The sequence below is a fragment of the Salinibacterium sp. CAN_S4 genome, assembly GCF_015752305.1.
In the GTDB taxonomy this organism is placed as follows: Bacteria; Actinomycetota; Actinomycetes; order Actinomycetales; family Microbacteriaceae; genus Rhodoglobus.
In genome coordinates, this window is sequence record NZ_JADOVB010000004.1 from 231628 (window position 1) to 247817 (window position 16190).

A 16190-nucleotide genomic window follows, 5' to 3' on the forward strand; every position below is an offset into this window, starting at 1 on the left:
TCGACTCCCCACCTAGCAGGGGATGAAGTACCGGACGGCCGGACTCAGCGAGTCCGGTCCGCCGAGCAGCGTCACGGACGTCGATCCGAAATTCCGGATCATGTCGATCGTGGCTTGCGGTACGCAGAATCCGGGAACGAGCAGGAGCGGCGCTCGCTTCTTGCCGGCGAGGGCAGCTCCAGCGAGCGCATCGGGGAAGTTGTAGCCCGTCGCGAGGAAGATCTCGGTGGGCCGTGAGCCGGCGAAGGCGTCACGCACGATGTTCCGTGAAGCATCGACCCTGTCCGTGCCCGAGAGTCGGATCGCTGGAACGACCGCGCCGAGCTGGTCCATCTGGGCCTGGCTGACCGAGTTCGGACCGCCGGCGATCTTGAGTTTGGTGACCCGCAGGGCTGTGACCAGATCGAGGGTCGGCTGGTCAGCAGTCGGGTTGCTACCCGGGATCAGGATGACCGGCGACCCGGCGGAACCCGCCGCGGCACTGGCGCTCAACGCGTCTGGGTAGTTTTCGCCCGTCGCGAGATACGCTGTCGTCGGATTCGACGAACCGAACGCATACTGTGCGAGGTTGCGGGAGGCCTCGTACCTGTCGGCGCCGCCGATCCTGATCGTCTGGCCGGCCGGAGCGAGCCCGGACAACTCGGCGACGACAGCGTCCGAGACGGATTGCGCACCTCCTACCACCACGATGCGGGCAGGTCTCAGGCGTGAGATCTCCGTGCGCACCACCGTCGGTAGCGTCGTCGAAGTTGTCAGCAGAAGTGGGCCACCCTGGATGCTTGCGGCTGGAGAAGCCGAGAGCGCATCCGGGAAGTTGTCGCCGTTGGTGATGTACACCACAGGCACACCGGCCGTCGCGAACCCCTGCTGGGAGATCTTCACTGCGACGTCGTACCGCGTCGCTCCGCTGGTCCTGGCCACGGTGACTCCCGCAAGCCCGATCGTGGGGTCGCCGAACCAGTTGTTGAAGTACACCCAGAAGTTGCGGTTCCCGTAGGCCGAACAACCATCGCCGAGTCCGTACAGATTCGCGAGCGCTGCGGCGTTCGGCGTGTACGGGGTGTACCAATAGAGGCTCGCCGTCGGCTGGTTGCTCACAACGACGCTACGGGAGCCGCAACCGGGGTTGTTGGCCTGGTACAGCACCTGGCTGGTCTGACCGAGCGGATATCGGGAGCCGTAGTTGGTTGTATACGGCGTGCCCGGACCTGTTCCCGGCGGCATCCCATACCTGATCATGTAGTACGCAGCGAGGTACACCTGCTGGAAGAAACCCTTTTGTGCGGGATCACAGGCAGCGGTATCCGGGCACCCCGCTCCCATCGCTGTCGCGAGCTGGACCGCCGTCGGCCAGGTGTCGGTGATGAGCCCCTGCTCTTTCTGCAGCATGACCAGCAAGACCTTCGGGCTGATTCCGCAGGCCGCGCTCACCTTCGAGATGATGCGCGCGACGGTCTCGCTCGCGGCACCGGTGTACTGGGAGCACATCGGGTTCGCGACCTTGGTGAACGTGGGGAAGCTGAGGTCGTAGAGGCAGGTGTAGCCGGGGTGGGCGGTGGTGTTGCAACTGGCCGGCCCCTTGGCATAGAGGAATGCCTGGATCTGGCTCTCGTTGAGCGCGTCCGCATCGTAGAACTGTGCATCGCTGATGATGTAGCCCGGATTGAACTCACTGCCATCGAGAGCCGTCGCTGCCGTCGGCGCCGACACGGCGACAAGCGTCGTGCCCACGATGAGCGTGACGACGCCCATCCCGATTCGACCGATCCAGCCCATGACATACCCCCCGAAACACACAGATCCGTTGTCAGGCTACCCGGGAACTCGCGGAAAGTGGGTCATATCCGGATATTGCGGCTCACCGTGCCTACCGGTAGAGGTAGTTGTAGAACTCGGTTTTCATGTCGATCTGACCGTGATACTGGTTCGTCTCGTTCATCACGAAGTCGATCTCGACGGGCAACTTGGCCAGGCGATATCCCGTCTTGACCGCGAAATTCGTGAGCCATACGTCATCGAGCATGCGGAACTGTTCGGGGATATCGGTGAAGAACCGTGAATCGGTGAAGATGTCGGCTGACATCACGCTGCCGCCGGGGCCGACGTGATCCACTCGATCACCCGGACCAGCCTGGACGCGGTCGTGATAGGAGCTGTGAACCGTCCACGCCCACCACGCGGTGATCGCTCCCCCATCAAATTCTCGCATCGCCACTGACACGAAATCGGGTGTGATGTCCTGGTCGTCATCAAGCACGATGATGGGCAGGTTCGGGCGCTGGCCCGCCAGCTTCCTCGCCCAGTAGAACCGGCCGATCGATCCGAGGTTGTACGGACTGCGCGCCAGCGTCACCCTGTGCAGGTTTCCCGAGCCACGGAATTGTCGGAGAACGCGCTTGTAGTGCGCGTGGTCTGCGGGGTTGTTGTTCCACAGGTACAGGTTGATCCCCTCAGGAAAGTCCTGGGTGTCGAGCATGTCCAGAACAACCTGCCCCCTGCTCGGCCGATTCCAGAGGCACATAAGCACGATCGCCTCTGAGCCGCTCTGCGGGGCATAGTCGAATTCGCTGGGCGAGAAGAGGCGGCCCCTGAGGAGCTGGCCCCTGAGGGCCTGCCGGACCAGTCGGGCCGTGCGCCGGGGTACCCCTGTTCGCACGCGTGCGAGAAACTGCCGAAACTGCATCCGACAACTGTACGGTCAGTGTCGCGCCTGGATGTCTTCTGGACGCACCAGAGCAGAAAACCCGAGGACAGCGCGAGCTGCTGCCACGTCAGCGACGTTGTGGCTGGGCGGCCAGTCGACAAGGGCGTAATGGAGGGATAGGCGTGCCGACATCGCTGTCACGAGGTCTCTGTTCGACGTCGCAACTCCCGAACCGATGTTGAGTGTCACGTGCCGGGTCGGCAGCGTGCAATCGACGGCGAGGCGCACGGCTACAGCAACATCCGAGACGTGGATGTAGTCCCGCTCGAAGCTGCGCCATCCTCTCAGCGGCGCCGGCCGATCCTCTGTGGCCACCTGCAGTTTTGTCACGATGGAATCGTCGAAACCTGGGCCGAAGACGTTGAAGATCCTCAGCGACAGAGTCTCGGCCGTCGAGGCGAGCAACACCTGCTCCGCCCTGTACTTCGATGTCGCATAGTCAGAACCGAGGGTGACTGGATCACTTTCGCGGAAGCTCCGCGTGCCCTGGTCCCCGTAGACCGCGGCCGTAGACGCGAGGATCACCCTCGGTTCCCACGCCGCGGTCGCGTCGACGATGGCTGCAGTGGAGCTGTGATGCACCTCGAAATCTTCAGCGGATGTCGCGTTCGTCGGCACGCGACCACCGAGGTGCACGACGACGTCGGGTTTCGCGGCATCCATCGCATCATGGATGCTGGCCGCGCTGAGCAGATCGACCGCGACCTCGCCAGCGCGGGGCACGACCCTCGGGGACACGAAACCTGTCACCTCGAATTGTCCCGTCGACTGGAGCTCTGCGACGACGGCCCGGCCGAGGCGCCCCGAGGCGCCGGTGACGACCACCCGCGCTGTCACTGGATCGCGAAACCCATCGCACGGAGCTCTGCGATGAGGGCATCGGGCGTCATTATGTATTCGCGCGTTCTGCCGAGAAGTTCGGAGATGGATCGGAGCCAGTCCTGCGAGGCGTGATTCTCCGCATCGTTCACCACGAAAATCTTGTCGTTCGCCGTTGGTCGCACATTGGCGGGGTCATAGCTCAGCTCTTCGAACATCTTCTCCCCGGGTCGAAGACCGGTGATCGCTATAGTCAGCGACGGATCCACCGCCCTCACGAGACTCCTCGCCAGGTCGAGAATGCGCACGGGCTCACCCATGTCGAGCACGTACAACTCGCCTGGCTCGCCGACAAAGGCAGACTGGATGACCAGCTGGGTCGCTTCATCCAGCGTCATGAAGAAGCGGGTGACTTCGGGGTCGGTGACGGTGAGCGGTGCGCGGTCTGCGATCTGCTTCCGGAAAATCTGCATCACGCTGCCGCTGCTCTGGATCACGTTCCCGAATCTCACAGCGTTGAATGTGGTCGAAGAGCCGACTGCCACGGCGTCGATAACCAGCTCGCCGAGTCGCTTTGTGGCTCCCATCACGTTCGCCGGGTTGACCGCTTTGTCGGTCGAGACATACACGAAATGAGAGACACCGTGACGGATGGCGGTGGTGGCGAGATTCAGTGTGCCCCACACGTTGTTGTTCACGGCCTGGATTGGATTCCGCTGCATGAGCGGCACATGCTTATAGGCGGCTGCGTGGAACACGATGTCTGGCGTGTGCTGCGCGAAGATCGACTCCATCGCGCCCTCGCTCGTCACGTCGGCGACATGGAGCTCGAGATTCGTCGCCTCATCGAGGTCGCGCTCGAGAAAGAAAATGCCGCTCTCGGCCCAGTCGACGCCGATGATTCGCGCGGCAGACATGTTGACGAGTTGTTTCACGAGCCGGGAGCCGATCGATCCGGCAGCTCCTGTCACCAGCACCGTCTTGCCCGAGATGAAAGCCTGGGATGCAAGGAAGTCGTGCTTTACAGGCTTCCTGCCGACGAGATCGAGGACGTCTACATCGGTCAGGTCATCGATGTCCACGGTCTCCTTGGAGAGGATGCCGTAGGTGCGGGGGATGATCGCGATCTCGACGTGGTCAGCCTCGATCGTCATCACGAAGTCCCTCACGGTCTTCGCATCGATGGAGGGAATCGCGAAATACACGACTTCAACCCGGTGCTCGGCGATGACGTCATTGACATCGGCGAGTGCCCCCAGAACCTCAGGGTCGACCATATTGTCGTCGAGAAATCCCACGACAAGGCCACCTCTGGCGATCACATCGGCGGAGAGTGCGCGGCCTGCGGTGCCGCGTCCAACGATGAGCGCGCGTGTTCCCTTCACGAATCCGGTCGCCTCAGCCCTCGTGGTCAGCAGCGATAAGCCCCTGGAGATACACGCCATACCCACTCTTTTTGAGGGGGGCAGCCAGCACGTCGAGTTGGGCGTCGTCGATCCAGCCGGCGCGCCAGGCGATCTCCTCGATGCACCCGATCTTGAAGCCCTGCCGGTCTTCGATGACGCGCACGTATTCCGAGGCCTGCATCATCGATTCGAATGTGCCGGTATCGAGCCAGGCCGTACCACGATCGAGCACCTGGACCTGAAGCTTGCCAGCATCCAGGTAACGCTCGTTCACCGTGGAGATCTCGAGCTCACCTCTCGCGCTCGGCGTGATCGACTTCGCGATCTCCACCACCGAATTATCGTAGAAGTAGAGCCCAGGCACTGCGTAGTTGCTCTTCGGCTTCGTCGGCTTCTCTTCGATCGAGATCGCTTTCATGTCGTCGTCGAACTCGACCACGCCATATGACGTGGGATTCGACACGTGGTACGCGAAGATGAGCCCACCCTCGATGACCTCGTTGCCGCGCAGCGAGGAGCCGAGGCCTGCGCCGTGGAAGATGTTGTCGCCGAGCACGAGGGCAACGCTCTCGTCTCCGATGAACTCCTCGCCGATGATGAACGCCTGTGCGAGGCCATCCGGGCTCGGCTGCACGGCGTATTCGAGACGGATGCCGAGCTCCGAGCCATCCCCCAGCAACGCCTTGAACTGGTCGTGGTATTCGGCTGTCGTGATGATCAGGATCTCGCGGATGTCGGCCATCATGAGGGTCGACAGGGGATAGTAGATCATGGGCTTGTCGTAGATCGGCATCAATTGCTTCGAGATGCCCTTAGTGATCGGCCACAGCCGGGTGCCGGAGCCGCCCGCCAGAATGATTCCGCGCATGTCAGGCTCCGTTCGCTTCGTTCAAGAGGTCGTAGAACGCCCTGACGTCGTCCCACCGCGGCAGCAGCCCCCGCGCTTCGGCTTCGGCAAGCGACGGAGCCTCGACGTCCTTGGGTGACAGCAGTGCCTCGCCTGCTTCTGGGGGAAACACCAGCCCGATCTGCTCGTCCAGCGGATTGATGCCGTGCTCGGCAGTCGGGTTGTAGGTATCGGTGACGAGGTAGCTCACCACCGCGTCATCGGTGAGGGCGACGAACGCGTGCCCGAGCCCTTCGGAGAGATAGATCGCCTTTCGGTCCACGTCGTCGAGCAGGACCGTGTCCCACTGGCCGAACGTCGGTGAACCGACTCGGATATCGATCGCGAAATCGAGCACCGCACCGTGCATCGCGGTCACGTACTTCGCCTGGCCGACCGGCACATCCGCAAAGTGGATGCCACGGACGACACCCTTCTTGGAGACCGATGTGTTGGCCTGCCTGAGGGTGATGGGGTGGCCCGTCACCTCGGCAAGCTTGTCGAACCTGTACCACTCCAGGAACACCCCGCGATCGTCGGCCCGCTGGACGGGGGTGATCTCGTAGGCATCAGGAATCGAAAGCTCGCGAATTTGCACTCGGCGAGTCTACCGAACGCGTCGACTCAGCACTCCTCGAGGTTGAGCACGTTAGCTGTCAGCGACAACGGACCACCCACCAGCGTGATGTTCTCTGCCCCGAAGTTGCGGATGGCGTTGAGCGTGGCCGTGGGCACACAGTCGGTGGGCACCACGATCAGCGGGGCACTCACCTGGCCCGCAAGCACGGCGCTCGAGAGCGCATCGGGGAAGTTGAGTCCGGTCGCCAGGAACACGTCCTGAGGGTTGGAGCCACCGAACGCATCGACGGCGATATTCGACGACGCATCGAAGCGAGTGGCTCCAGAGAGCCGAACCGTGTCGCGGGTTATGGCGGTCAGGTCGGCCTGGATGCCTGTCGACACTGAGTTCGGTCCACCGGCAATACGGATCGAGGTGACCCCGAGATCCGCGAGCAGCTGGCGCGTCGATGCATCGAGGTTCCCTGCACGACCATCGACGAGAATCACCGGGTAGCCCTTCGCTCCGCCGGCTGCGCTCGCACTCAGGGCATCGGGGAAGTTGGCTCCTGTAGAGATGTAGACCGTGCTCGCCGAAGCGAGTCCGGTGAACGCCGTCCTGACGATGTTGCGGGAAGCGTCGTAGCGGTCGGTTCCCCCCTGTCGTTCGATCAACGGCTCGTTCGTCTCGGGGTCTCGGGCCGTGAGTGTCGCCAGCTCGTTGTACACCGCCTGGGATACCGAGTTCACCCCACCGACGACCACGATGCGCTTCGGGTGCAGCCGCACGATCTCGTTGCGAACCGACGTGGGGATGCTGGTCGGAAGGGTCAGAAGCATGACGCCCCTCTGGATTGCCGCAGCAGGCGCCGCAGACAGGGCATCGGGAAAGTTCAGTCCCGTCGTGACGTAGACGACTTCGGCGGCAGCAGGATCGGGATACAAGCGCTTCGAAATCTCTACCCCGACGGCGAAGCGGTCGGAGCCGCTAATACGAGCCAGATTCAGCCCCACGATCACCGACGACGACTTCGAGAAACCTGTTGATGCGTTGACCCGGTAGATGTGATTACCCAGGGGGACCGACGCCATGGAGATGCTCCAGGACCCACTGGAGACCGCGGAGGTTGCGATCGGAGCGGGCGATCCATCGAGGTACAGCCCGACAGTGGAGCCAGCCTCAGCTCCGCTGAGGGAGCCCGTGATGGGGCTTCCTCCCGGCTGGGGGACGCCCGACGATGTCACCGCTGGCGCTGGCACCGTGATGGCCAGTTGCCAGTTGGAGCCATACAGCGACGTCACATCTTCGAAGCCACCGCCACTGACCATCGGAAATGAACCAGAGGCGAAATCCCTGTTACCGCAGGGGACGTCTGTCGTTGCCCACGATGTGACGCCCACAGCCAGATTGCCCGACACCAAGGGACCACCGCTGTCGCCTTCTATCGTGCACGCAGTGGTCACGATGGAGTTAGTGGCCTCTCCCTCGATAGTCACCAGTGCGTCGACGGCGAGGACCCTGCCGCACGCCCAGCCAGTGCTGCTGCCCGATTTGCAGACGGGCGCTCCCGTCAGGGTCTCTGACTTACCCGTGATCCCGAGGGGGGTCGACGATAGCGGCGCTCCCGCTCCGTTGCCCCACGTCTGCAGTGAGGCCTTTGTGCTCACGCTGGCGTTTGTCACGTTCACCAACCCGGAATCGTACCCACCCCCGAGTGCGGCGCTTCCGGGAACCGCAGTTCCCAGGGCGGATCCAAGCTGAGCGTTGTCTTCATTTGGTCGTGACATGGTGAGCGCACGCACCTGGCCCTGCGCGCCGACCAGGCAGTGTCCGGCACTCACAAACTGCTGCACACCGCTGGAAGAGAATCCGTTGAATCCACTAGTGCAGCGGAAAGCATTACCACCGATCTCGACGTAGTACCCCTGTCCGCCATAGAACGTGGATTTCGGGTCGGCCATGAACTTCAGCGGAGCATCCGGCGCAACGTACGCAGTAGGTTCCCCGATGACGGGGACAGCGCCGACCGCCTCTACCACGGCCACGTCACCGTCGGAAGCCACATTCACCGTCAGCGTGGTGCCATCGATGCGCGACCCGAGCACGTCGACGCCGGCACTCTCGAGGGAGTCGACGACATCCACGGCCTGGACTGCAGCTTCCGCCTGGGCGATGAACTCTTCGCCGGTGATACCGAGATCGGTGTCGAGACTGGCGACGAGCTCGGGCGGGAGGTCCTGTGCTTCCGCGACGAAGTCGGCAGCGGGAAACGTCCCCATCACTTCGATCGAGCTCGTGTCGATCGGTTCGTCGGCCGCCGCGGCCATGACAGGGCTGATCGCCAGCGCGCCACATATTGCGATGGTCGCCGCTGCGGCGACGATTCGTGAGCGCTGCCTGGAATAGCGAGTGGCCAGCATGGGAATCCCTCGGGTCATTGCACGGAACCCGAATGTCCACGCAAGAGAACAGGCCGCCGCAAGGCCACCCATGCTGATGATGCTAGGGGCGTGCAAGCCCGGGGGCAATGGCGTTTCTACCCCCCATCCGAGCCTCGCACACTCGACACTCCGGTACTGTAGATTTCCATGCTCAACTCCGGCGATTGCGATGGCGTCGAGCCCGAAATCGTCGTGCTTCTCGCGACATTCAACGGAGCGCGCTGGATTCCCCAGCAGGTCGCCAGCATCCTCGACCAGCAGGGCGTCGGCGTGAGGATCATCGCCGCAGATGACGGCTCCACGGATGGCACTCTCGAGTGGCTGAGAGAGTTGGCATCGCGCGAGCCACGGCTGACTGTGCTCGAGGATCCCACGCCGACGGGCAGTTCCGCGGCGAACTTCTATCGACTCCTGAGATCCGTCGATACCGGGAATGCGCTCGTGGCGTTCGCCGACCAGGACGACATCTGGATGCCCGGAAAACTGCGCAGGCACGCAGCGCTGCTCGCGCGCGGCTTCGACGGCGTCTCGTCCAGTGTCACGTCCTTTACCGCCACCGGGAAGCGCACCCTGGTGCGTAAGGACTACCCACAACGACCGAGGGACTACCTTCTCGAGAGCCCCGGGCCGGGGAGCACCTTCCTCCTCACACCGCGACTGGCGCAACTGACCAGGGAGCTGCTTTCCCGCCCCGACGCCGTCGCACCGGAGGTCGACTTCCACGATTCGCTCATCTACGCGATCGCCCGGTCGCATGGCTGGTCGTGGCACATCGACGGTGAGTCCAGCGTCGATTACCGGCAGCACGACGACAACGTCATGGGTTCGAATACCGGCCTCGCTGCGGCACTTTCGCGATTGAAGCTGATCCGCAGCCACTGGCTGCGCAATCACGCAGTCCTGTTGACGCGCGTGGCGATTCAGTCAGCTCCTCCGAGCGACCGCCCAGAGCTCGAGCGAATCCTGCACTTGTTGACGGCGACCGGCTTCCGATCCCGGTTGGTGCTGGCTCGCATGTGCGGCCAAATGCGGAGAAGACCGAGGGATCAAAGGATAATTGCTCTATTGGTAGCCATCGGCGTGTGGTGAAATGAAAGAAAGTTGCGCAAGATCATGAGAATTCTCGTCACCGGCGGCGCCGGTTTCATCGGCTCGAACTTCGTCCGTCGCACGCTTGAAGATGCGTACCCCGGGCTTGAGGGTGCCGAGGTCGTCGTGCTCGACGCGATGACCTACTCCGGAAACCTCGAGAACCTGGCACCGGTCGCAGGCTCACCGCGCTACACGTTCGTGGAGGGTGACATCCGCGATTCGGAACTGCTCGACAAGCTGCTGCCCGGCATCGATGCCGTCGTGCACTTCGCGGCAGAATCTCATGTCGACCGCTCGGTACGTGATTCCGGCATCTTCGTCGAAACGAACGTGCTCGGCACGCAGAGTCTCCTGGATGCCGCGCTTCGCAACAACCTCGAGCGATTCGTGCACGTCTCGACCGACGAGGTCTACGGCTCGATTGCCGAGGGCTCATGGGATGAGCAACGACCGCTCGAACCGAACTCGCCGTACTCAGCCTCGAAAGCGGGCAGCGATCTGCTCGCGCGCAGCTACTTCCGCACGCACGGCCTCAACCTGTCGATCACCCGCTGCTCGAACAACTACGGGCCGTACCACTTCCCCGAGAAGGTCATCCCCCTCTTCGTTACTAACCTCATCGACGACAAGCACGTGCCTCTCTACGGCGAGGGCAACAACATCCGCGACTGGCTGCACGTCGACGACCACACGCGTGGCATCGCGATGGTTCTCGTCGGCGGTCGCGCCGGCGAGATTTACAACATCGGCGGCGGGACTGAGCTCACCAATAAGGAGCTCACCCAGTTGCTACTGGATGCTACGGGCACAGACTGGTCGTACGTCGACCGTGTGCAGGATCGCCTTGGCCACGACCTGCGGTACAGCGTCGACATCTCCAAGATCCGAGCGGAACTCGGATACGAGCCTCTCGTGCCGTTCGAGCAGGGCCTCGCCGACGTCGTGCAGTGGTACCGCGACAACCGCCAGTGGTGGGAACCGTTGAAAGAGCGCGCCGCACTGTGACGGCGGCCCGCAGGAACTGATGCTGCACGCGGAGTGCGCGAGACGGGCCATCGGGTTTATGAATGATCGTGCGGTCGGGCCGCCAACTCGGGCCGCGTCGTTCCTGCCCCCACTTCAGGGGATAATCGCTCTTGTGATAATCGGCGTTCTCGGTCTCAACCCCCGCGCGACGGGTGACGGCGAATCCGCTCAACGCCAGCGCTTCGTGCGTTATGGTCTCGTCGAGGGAATGCTGCCGTGACCCGCTATCTCATCACGGGGGCAGCCGGAATGCTGGGCCGCGATCTTCAGGCGGTGTTGTCGGGCAGAGATGTCACGGCCCTCTCCCGCAGCCAACTCGACGTGACCGATGGCGATGCTGTCGCGGCGGCGGTCGAGGGACATGACGTCATCGTTAATGCTGCCGGATACACGCGAGTGGATGACGCAGAGAGTCACGAAGTCGACGCGTTTGCGATCAATGCGACAGGGGCAGCGCATTTGGCTACCGCTGCAGCTCGATTCGGAGCCACTCTCGTCCAGTTGTCCACCGATTACGTATTCGACGGCACCGCGGGTGCTCCGTACACGGAGTCGAATCCCCGCACACCGGTCTCCGCGTACGGTCGAACCAAGGCCGAAGGCGAGCGACTCGCGTTAGAAATACATCCCGAGGGTACCCGGGTCATTCGCACAGCATGGTTGTACGGGGAGCACGGCGGCAACTTCGCAGCCACGATACTTCGACTTGCCGGCGAGCGCGACACCATCGACGTCGTCGATGATCAACGCGGCCAGCCCACCTGGACGATGGATCTGGCGACCCGAATCGCCGCCATGCTCGACGCCGACGTGGCGCCGGGAAACTACCATGCCACTAATTCCGGTGAGGCCACCTGGTTCGATTTCGCCCAGGCAGTGTTCACCCTGGCAGGGCTGGACGCCCGTCGCGTGAAGCCAACAACGAGTTCGAGGTTCATTCGCCCTGCCCACCGTCCCGCGTACTCGGTGCTCGGACACAACGCCTGGAAGACTGTCGGCCTTGGTCCGATGCGGGACTGGAAGTCTGCACTGGAATCAGCTTTCGCCTCAGGAGCATTGGGAGCCTCATGACCACCCTTCGAGTCATCATCGACGAAATGCTGTCAACAGCACCCGGAAACGTGAACACGTACACCGAGGAGCTCACGCGCGCCCTCATCGCGACTGCTCCGCGCAATTGCTATGTGGAGGCGTTCGTCTCGGCATCGACCGAGCCGGAATACGAACTCATCAATGAGAGGCTCCCTGGCCTCGCCGCGCTCCACAAGAGTGCTCTCGCTGGTCGCGAGGTGAAGGCTGCGTGGCAGCATGGCTTCACGAGACTCCCCGGACACGGCATGGTGCACGCACCCAGCCTGCTCGCGCCGCTGTCACGCCACGATCGACTGAACAGCGCAGACCAGGTCATCGTGACGGTGCACGACACCGTCGCGTGGTCGCATCCTGAATTGTTACCTCCCCGCGTCGTCTCCTGGCACAGGGCGATGCTCAAGCGCGCCACGCGGTTCGCTGACGCCGTCGTGGCGCCCAGCCATGCCGTGGCCGATCAGCTGGGAGAGATCGCCGATCTCGGTGATCGCGTGCGGGTCATCAGCGGCGCTGCCAACTCACGCATCGTCCCGCCCGCTGACGCTGACGTGCGGGCCTCAAGACTCGATCTGCCGAATCGATACATTCTGGCTATCGGGGGGCTCGAGGCCGGCAAGGGCATCGACCAGCTGGTCCGGTCGATGTCGAAGATCGGAACCGGCGAACCGCTGCTTATCGTGGGGCCGACCGCGGATGACAGTTCGCTCGCTGCAGCGATCGTCGATGCCGGACTCGACGAAGGGCGCGTGAGAGGGCTCGGGTTGCTCTCGGATGCCGACCTGGCTGTCGTTATGGAGCGCGCGACGGTCTTCGCTCATCCCAATCTCGAAGAAGGATTCGGCATGCCCATGCTCGATGCGTTCTCCCTCGGCATCCCGGTCGTCCATTCCGATGCTCCGGCGATGGTGGAGCTGTCAGCGGGCGGCGGCATCGTCGTGGAGCGAGGCGACAGCGCCCTGTATCCGGAACGACTGGCCGACGCCATCCGTTCCATCCTGGATGACCGCCAGCTGGCTGTCAGGCTCGGATACTCCGGCTCGGACCGCGCGAACGCCTTCAGCTGGCGGAGCTCAGCCGAAAAGGTCTGGCAACTCCACGCCGACCTTTAGCCCTCGGATGGCTCTGCGCTGGGAATGGGCGCAAGACCTTCCGCGACCAGTTGCCGGATGAAGTCGAAGTCGGGATCCTCGGGATCGACTCCGTTGTCCGGAACCAGTTCCACGCTCTGCAACGGCAGGTTCTTGGTCTTGGACGCCAGGTCGACGAAGTAGCCCAGTGACGCCTGCGGAACATCGGTCTTGACGACACGTGTTCCCGCGGCAGCGACCGCCTGCAGCTGGCTCAGCACGTTGGCTGGAGTGAACTGCTCGAGCAACGCCTCCTCCAGCTGACGCTGGCGACCCATGCGGTCATAGTCGGTCGTGTCGTGGCGGGACCGTGCGTACCAGAGCGCGTGGTATCCGTCGAGGTGCACGACGCCAGGTCCTATCCATTCCGCGACAGTCGTGAAGGTCTCATCGGTGTGGATGGGAACTGCAGTCGCGACGTCGACGGTGATGCCGCCGAGAGAGTCGACCAGGTCGAGGAAGCCCTGCATGTCGATCAGCGCGTAGTACTGGATGGTGAGCCCCGTGATTCCCTGGACAGCATCCCGCATGCCCTCGATACCGGGCTCGCTTCCCTGCGCAACCGCATCCGGGTACATCTCCGGGCTCACGAGCTCGACCTCGGTGTAGACGGAGTTCAGGAGGCAGACGCTCACTTCGCACCCGAGGTCACGGCCGTAGCCATTGGGGTAGGCCGCCGCCATCGGAGAGCCCTCGGAGAACGGGACGTACTCCATGTTTCTCGGCAAACCGATCATGGTGGCGGCACCGGTCGCCGCGTCGATACTGACCACGGTGATGCTGTCCGGACGCAGCCCGTCGCGATCGGGGCCGGAATCGCCACCGAGGAGCATGATGTTGTAGCGACCGTCGATAGCCGGCTTGGGAGGAGCGGTGATGAAGACGTTGGAGACGAAATTGCTCGCCGTGGTCGCCACGAACGCGCCGTAGGCGGCGGTGCCGGAGGTTGCTACGAGCAGGATCGTCGCGAGGCCGGCCACCCATCCTCGCGCGGAGGGCGCCGCCTTGACGAGCCGCGCCAGTCGAAGCGTGTCGAGAGTGAGAATCAGCCAGAGAACTGCGTAGAACACCAGGATGAGGGCCATCGCAATGAGGCCGATGCTCATGCTGGCGATCGTCAGGATCGTCGATCGGGACAAGAGGAAAGTGAGCCCCGCCGCGATGACGAGGGCCCAGAGCACGAACGTGGAACCGACTCCGAAACGCCCGAGCCGGCGGTTGCCAGCCAGCAGTTGCGCCGAACCGGGGATGAGGATGTTGAGAAGCACCAGCACCCAGGCCCTGCGAGTCATGACGGGCTGCGAGCGCGTATCCGGGTAGCGCACCGGCTGGCTCGACGCGAGCGACCCCTGGCTCACAGTGACCCCTTCAATAAGGAGTTCTTCTCTTCCACCATGGCCTCGAGGCCACGTGCGTATGTTGCGAGCCTTTCGGTCAGCACGGGGTTGCCCGATCCGATGATGCGCGCCGCGAGGATTCCGGCATTCCGCGCGCCTCCGATAGAGACAGTCGCGACCGGGATACCGGCGGGCATCTGCACGATGGAGAGCAGTGAATCGAGACCGTCGAGCTTCGCGAGCGGCACCGGAACACCGATTACCGGCAACGTGGTCACGGAGGCGAGCATCCCCGGCAGGTGAGCGGCTCCTCCGGCTCCGGCGATGATGACGCGGATGCCCCTGGCAGAAGCCGCCTTACCGAAGGCGATCATCTTCTCCGGGGTGCGGTGCGCTGACACGACCTCGACCTCGTGCGCGATGCCGAACTCTTTCAGCACGGCGGCGCTGTCGGCCATGACGCTCCAATCGGAATCGGAGCCCATCACGACCGCGACGAGCACGGGTTCTGTTATCGGTTCAGGCACTCACCAATGGTAGGTGTCAATCCTCAAAGAACGCCGCTGCGGCACGCGCGCGGAAAACGACACTCTCCAGCTCGGCGCCCCCCGCGGTCACGTGCCCGACTTTCCGTCCTGGCCTCGGGTCCTTTCCGTAGAAGTGGTACTTCGCCTCGGGCTGATCCTCGAGCGCAGCCGGGTACCGGTTGTCCGAGGTGCCGCCGAGCACGTTCACCATCACGCTCCACGGCTCGCGCATGGTTGTGGGCCCGAGCGGCAGGTCGAGCACCGCACGCAGGTGCTGCTCGAACTGGCTCGTCGCTGAACCGTCGATGCTCCAGTGGCCGCTGTTGTGCGGTCGCATGGCGAGTTCGTTGACCAGCAGCCGGTCATCCGTCGATTCGAAGAGCTCCACAGCGAGCACCCCGGTCACGTCGAGCTGTTGCGCGATGCTGGTGGCGATGGCACCCGCCATCGCCGAGATCCTGCCGTTCGACCCGGGGGCCGGAGCGATCACCTCGGCGCAGACACCGTCGACTTGGATGGATTCGACAACGGGCCACAGCGCGATCTCCCCGCTGGGTCGGCGGGCGAGCACCTGGGAGAGTTCGCGCCTGAAGTCGACGAGTTCCTCCGCAAGCAGCGGGACGTCGCCATCGAACCAGTCAGCGACATCGGACGAGGCAGAGACCACCCTGACGCCCTTGCCGTCGTAGCCGCCGGTGGCGGTCTTCACGACCGCGCGCCCCCCGTGCTCGGCGAGGAACGCGTCGAGTTCGACAGTGGATGCCACGGCAGCCCAGTCCGGAACCGGCAGGCCGAGCTCCGACAGTCGCTGCCGCATCTGGAGTTTGTCCTGCGCGAATCGCAGCGCGTCCGGCCCCGGATTCACGCGGACGCCGTGTGCGATGAGAGCCCGCAGCACGCGCTGCGGCACGTGCTCGTGGTCGAAGGTGATGACATCCACGCCGTCGGCGAATCGCACCACATCATCGGCGTTGCGGTAGTCCCCCAGTTGCGTGACAGCGATCCCGGCGGACTCACCGGCGCTCTCGGCGAAGACACGCAGCTCGATACCGAGCTCTATCGCGGGAGGTATCATCATTCGAGCGAGCTGGCCGCCACCGATGACGCCGACAATGGGGGGCATCCGCAACTCCTGGATCGATTCGATGTGCCTGTGTTGTGATCAGAACTGTGGTGT

The 16190-nt window shown here is 63.5% G+C and carries 14 protein-coding genes; 4 read left to right on the plus strand and 10 right to left on the minus strand.

Annotated features, from left to right (window positions below; genetic code table 11):
- Positions 1–12: 12 nt before the first annotated feature.
- The 7 genes from IWX81_RS11705 to IWX81_RS11735 form a co-directional block, all read right to left on the minus strand.
- Positions 13–1776, minus strand: a complete 1764-nt coding sequence (locus IWX81_RS11705; protein ID WP_199281494.1) for a cell wall-binding repeat-containing protein — start codon at positions 1774–1776, stop codon at positions 13–15.
- 91 nt (positions 1777–1867) lie between these two features.
- Entirely contained in the window at positions 1868–2683 is an 816-nt protein-coding gene (locus IWX81_RS11710) for a hypothetical protein (protein ID WP_199281495.1), read from the minus strand.
- Between the two features lie 15 nt (positions 2684–2698).
- Entirely contained in the window at positions 2699–3541 is an 843-nt protein-coding gene (locus IWX81_RS11715; protein WP_199281496.1) for an NAD-dependent epimerase/dehydratase family protein, read from the minus strand.
- The gene (locus IWX81_RS11720) at positions 3538–4968 is read right to left on the minus strand and encodes a polysaccharide biosynthesis protein (RefSeq protein WP_199281497.1); all 1431 of its coding nucleotides are present in this window, start codon (positions 4966–4968) and stop codon (positions 3538–3540) included. The genes IWX81_RS11715 and IWX81_RS11720 overlap by 4 nt, the downstream gene beginning before the upstream one ends.
- The gene (gene rfbA / locus IWX81_RS11725) at positions 4922–5797 is read right to left on the minus strand and encodes a glucose-1-phosphate thymidylyltransferase RfbA (RefSeq protein ID WP_199281498.1); all 876 of its coding nucleotides are present in this window, start codon (positions 5795–5797) and stop codon (positions 4922–4924) included. Before rfbA ends, IWX81_RS11720 begins: the two co-directional genes overlap by 47 nt.
- A gap of 1 nt (position 5798) precedes the next feature.
- Positions 5799–6413, minus strand: coding sequence for a dTDP-4-dehydrorhamnose 3,5-epimerase family protein (locus IWX81_RS11730; protein ID WP_199281499.1), 615 nt, complete (start codon positions 6411–6413; stop codon positions 5799–5801).
- Between the two features lie 26 nt (positions 6414–6439).
- The gene (locus IWX81_RS11735) at positions 6440–8794 is read right to left on the minus strand and encodes a cell wall-binding repeat-containing protein (RefSeq protein ID WP_199281500.1); all 2355 of its coding nucleotides are present in this window, start codon (positions 8792–8794) and stop codon (positions 6440–6442) included.
- A gap of 168 nt (positions 8795–8962) precedes the next feature.
- Between IWX81_RS11735 and IWX81_RS11740 the strand changes: the two genes are divergently transcribed.
- The 4 genes from IWX81_RS11740 (at position 8963) to IWX81_RS11755 (ending at position 13131) form a co-directional block, all read left to right on the plus strand.
- Positions 8963–9904 (plus strand): glycosyltransferase, encoded by a 942-nt coding sequence (locus tag IWX81_RS11740; protein ID WP_199281501.1) that lies wholly within the window; start codon positions 8963–8965, stop codon positions 9902–9904.
- A 24-nt stretch (positions 9905–9928) separates the two neighbouring features.
- The gene (gene rfbB, locus IWX81_RS11745) at positions 9929–10912 is read left to right on the plus strand and encodes a dTDP-glucose 4,6-dehydratase (protein WP_199281502.1); all 984 of its coding nucleotides are present in this window, start codon (positions 9929–9931) and stop codon (positions 10910–10912) included.
- A 237-nt stretch (positions 10913–11149) separates the two neighbouring features.
- Positions 11150–12004: a dTDP-4-dehydrorhamnose reductase gene (gene rfbD, locus IWX81_RS11750; protein WP_199281503.1), complete on the plus strand. Its 855-nt coding sequence runs from the start codon at positions 11150–11152 to the stop codon at positions 12002–12004.
- Entirely contained in the window at positions 12001–13131 is a 1131-nt protein-coding gene (locus IWX81_RS11755; RefSeq protein ID WP_199281504.1) for a glycosyltransferase family 4 protein, read from the plus strand. Before rfbD ends, IWX81_RS11755 begins: the two co-directional genes overlap by 4 nt.
- Here IWX81_RS11755 and IWX81_RS11760 read toward each other — a convergent pair.
- The 3 genes from IWX81_RS11760 to IWX81_RS11770 are packed head-to-tail and all read right to left on the minus strand — an operon-like array spanning position 13128 to position 16160.
- The gene (locus IWX81_RS11760) at positions 13128–14507 is read right to left on the minus strand and encodes an LCP family protein (RefSeq protein WP_334594024.1); all 1380 of its coding nucleotides are present in this window, start codon (positions 14505–14507) and stop codon (positions 13128–13130) included. The two genes, IWX81_RS11755 and IWX81_RS11760, sit on opposite strands and share 4 nt — an antisense overlap.
- The gene (purE, locus tag IWX81_RS11765; RefSeq protein WP_199281611.1) at positions 14504–14971 is read right to left on the minus strand and encodes a 5-(carboxyamino)imidazole ribonucleotide mutase; all 468 of its coding nucleotides are present in this window, start codon (positions 14969–14971) and stop codon (positions 14504–14506) included. The genes IWX81_RS11760 and purE overlap by 4 nt, the downstream gene beginning before the upstream one ends.
- A gap of 58 nt (positions 14972–15029) precedes the next feature.
- Positions 15030–16160, minus strand: a complete 1131-nt coding sequence (locus IWX81_RS11770) for a 5-(carboxyamino)imidazole ribonucleotide synthase (protein ID WP_442977756.1) — start codon at positions 16158–16160, stop codon at positions 15030–15032.
- Positions 16161–16190 lie beyond the last annotated feature (30 nt).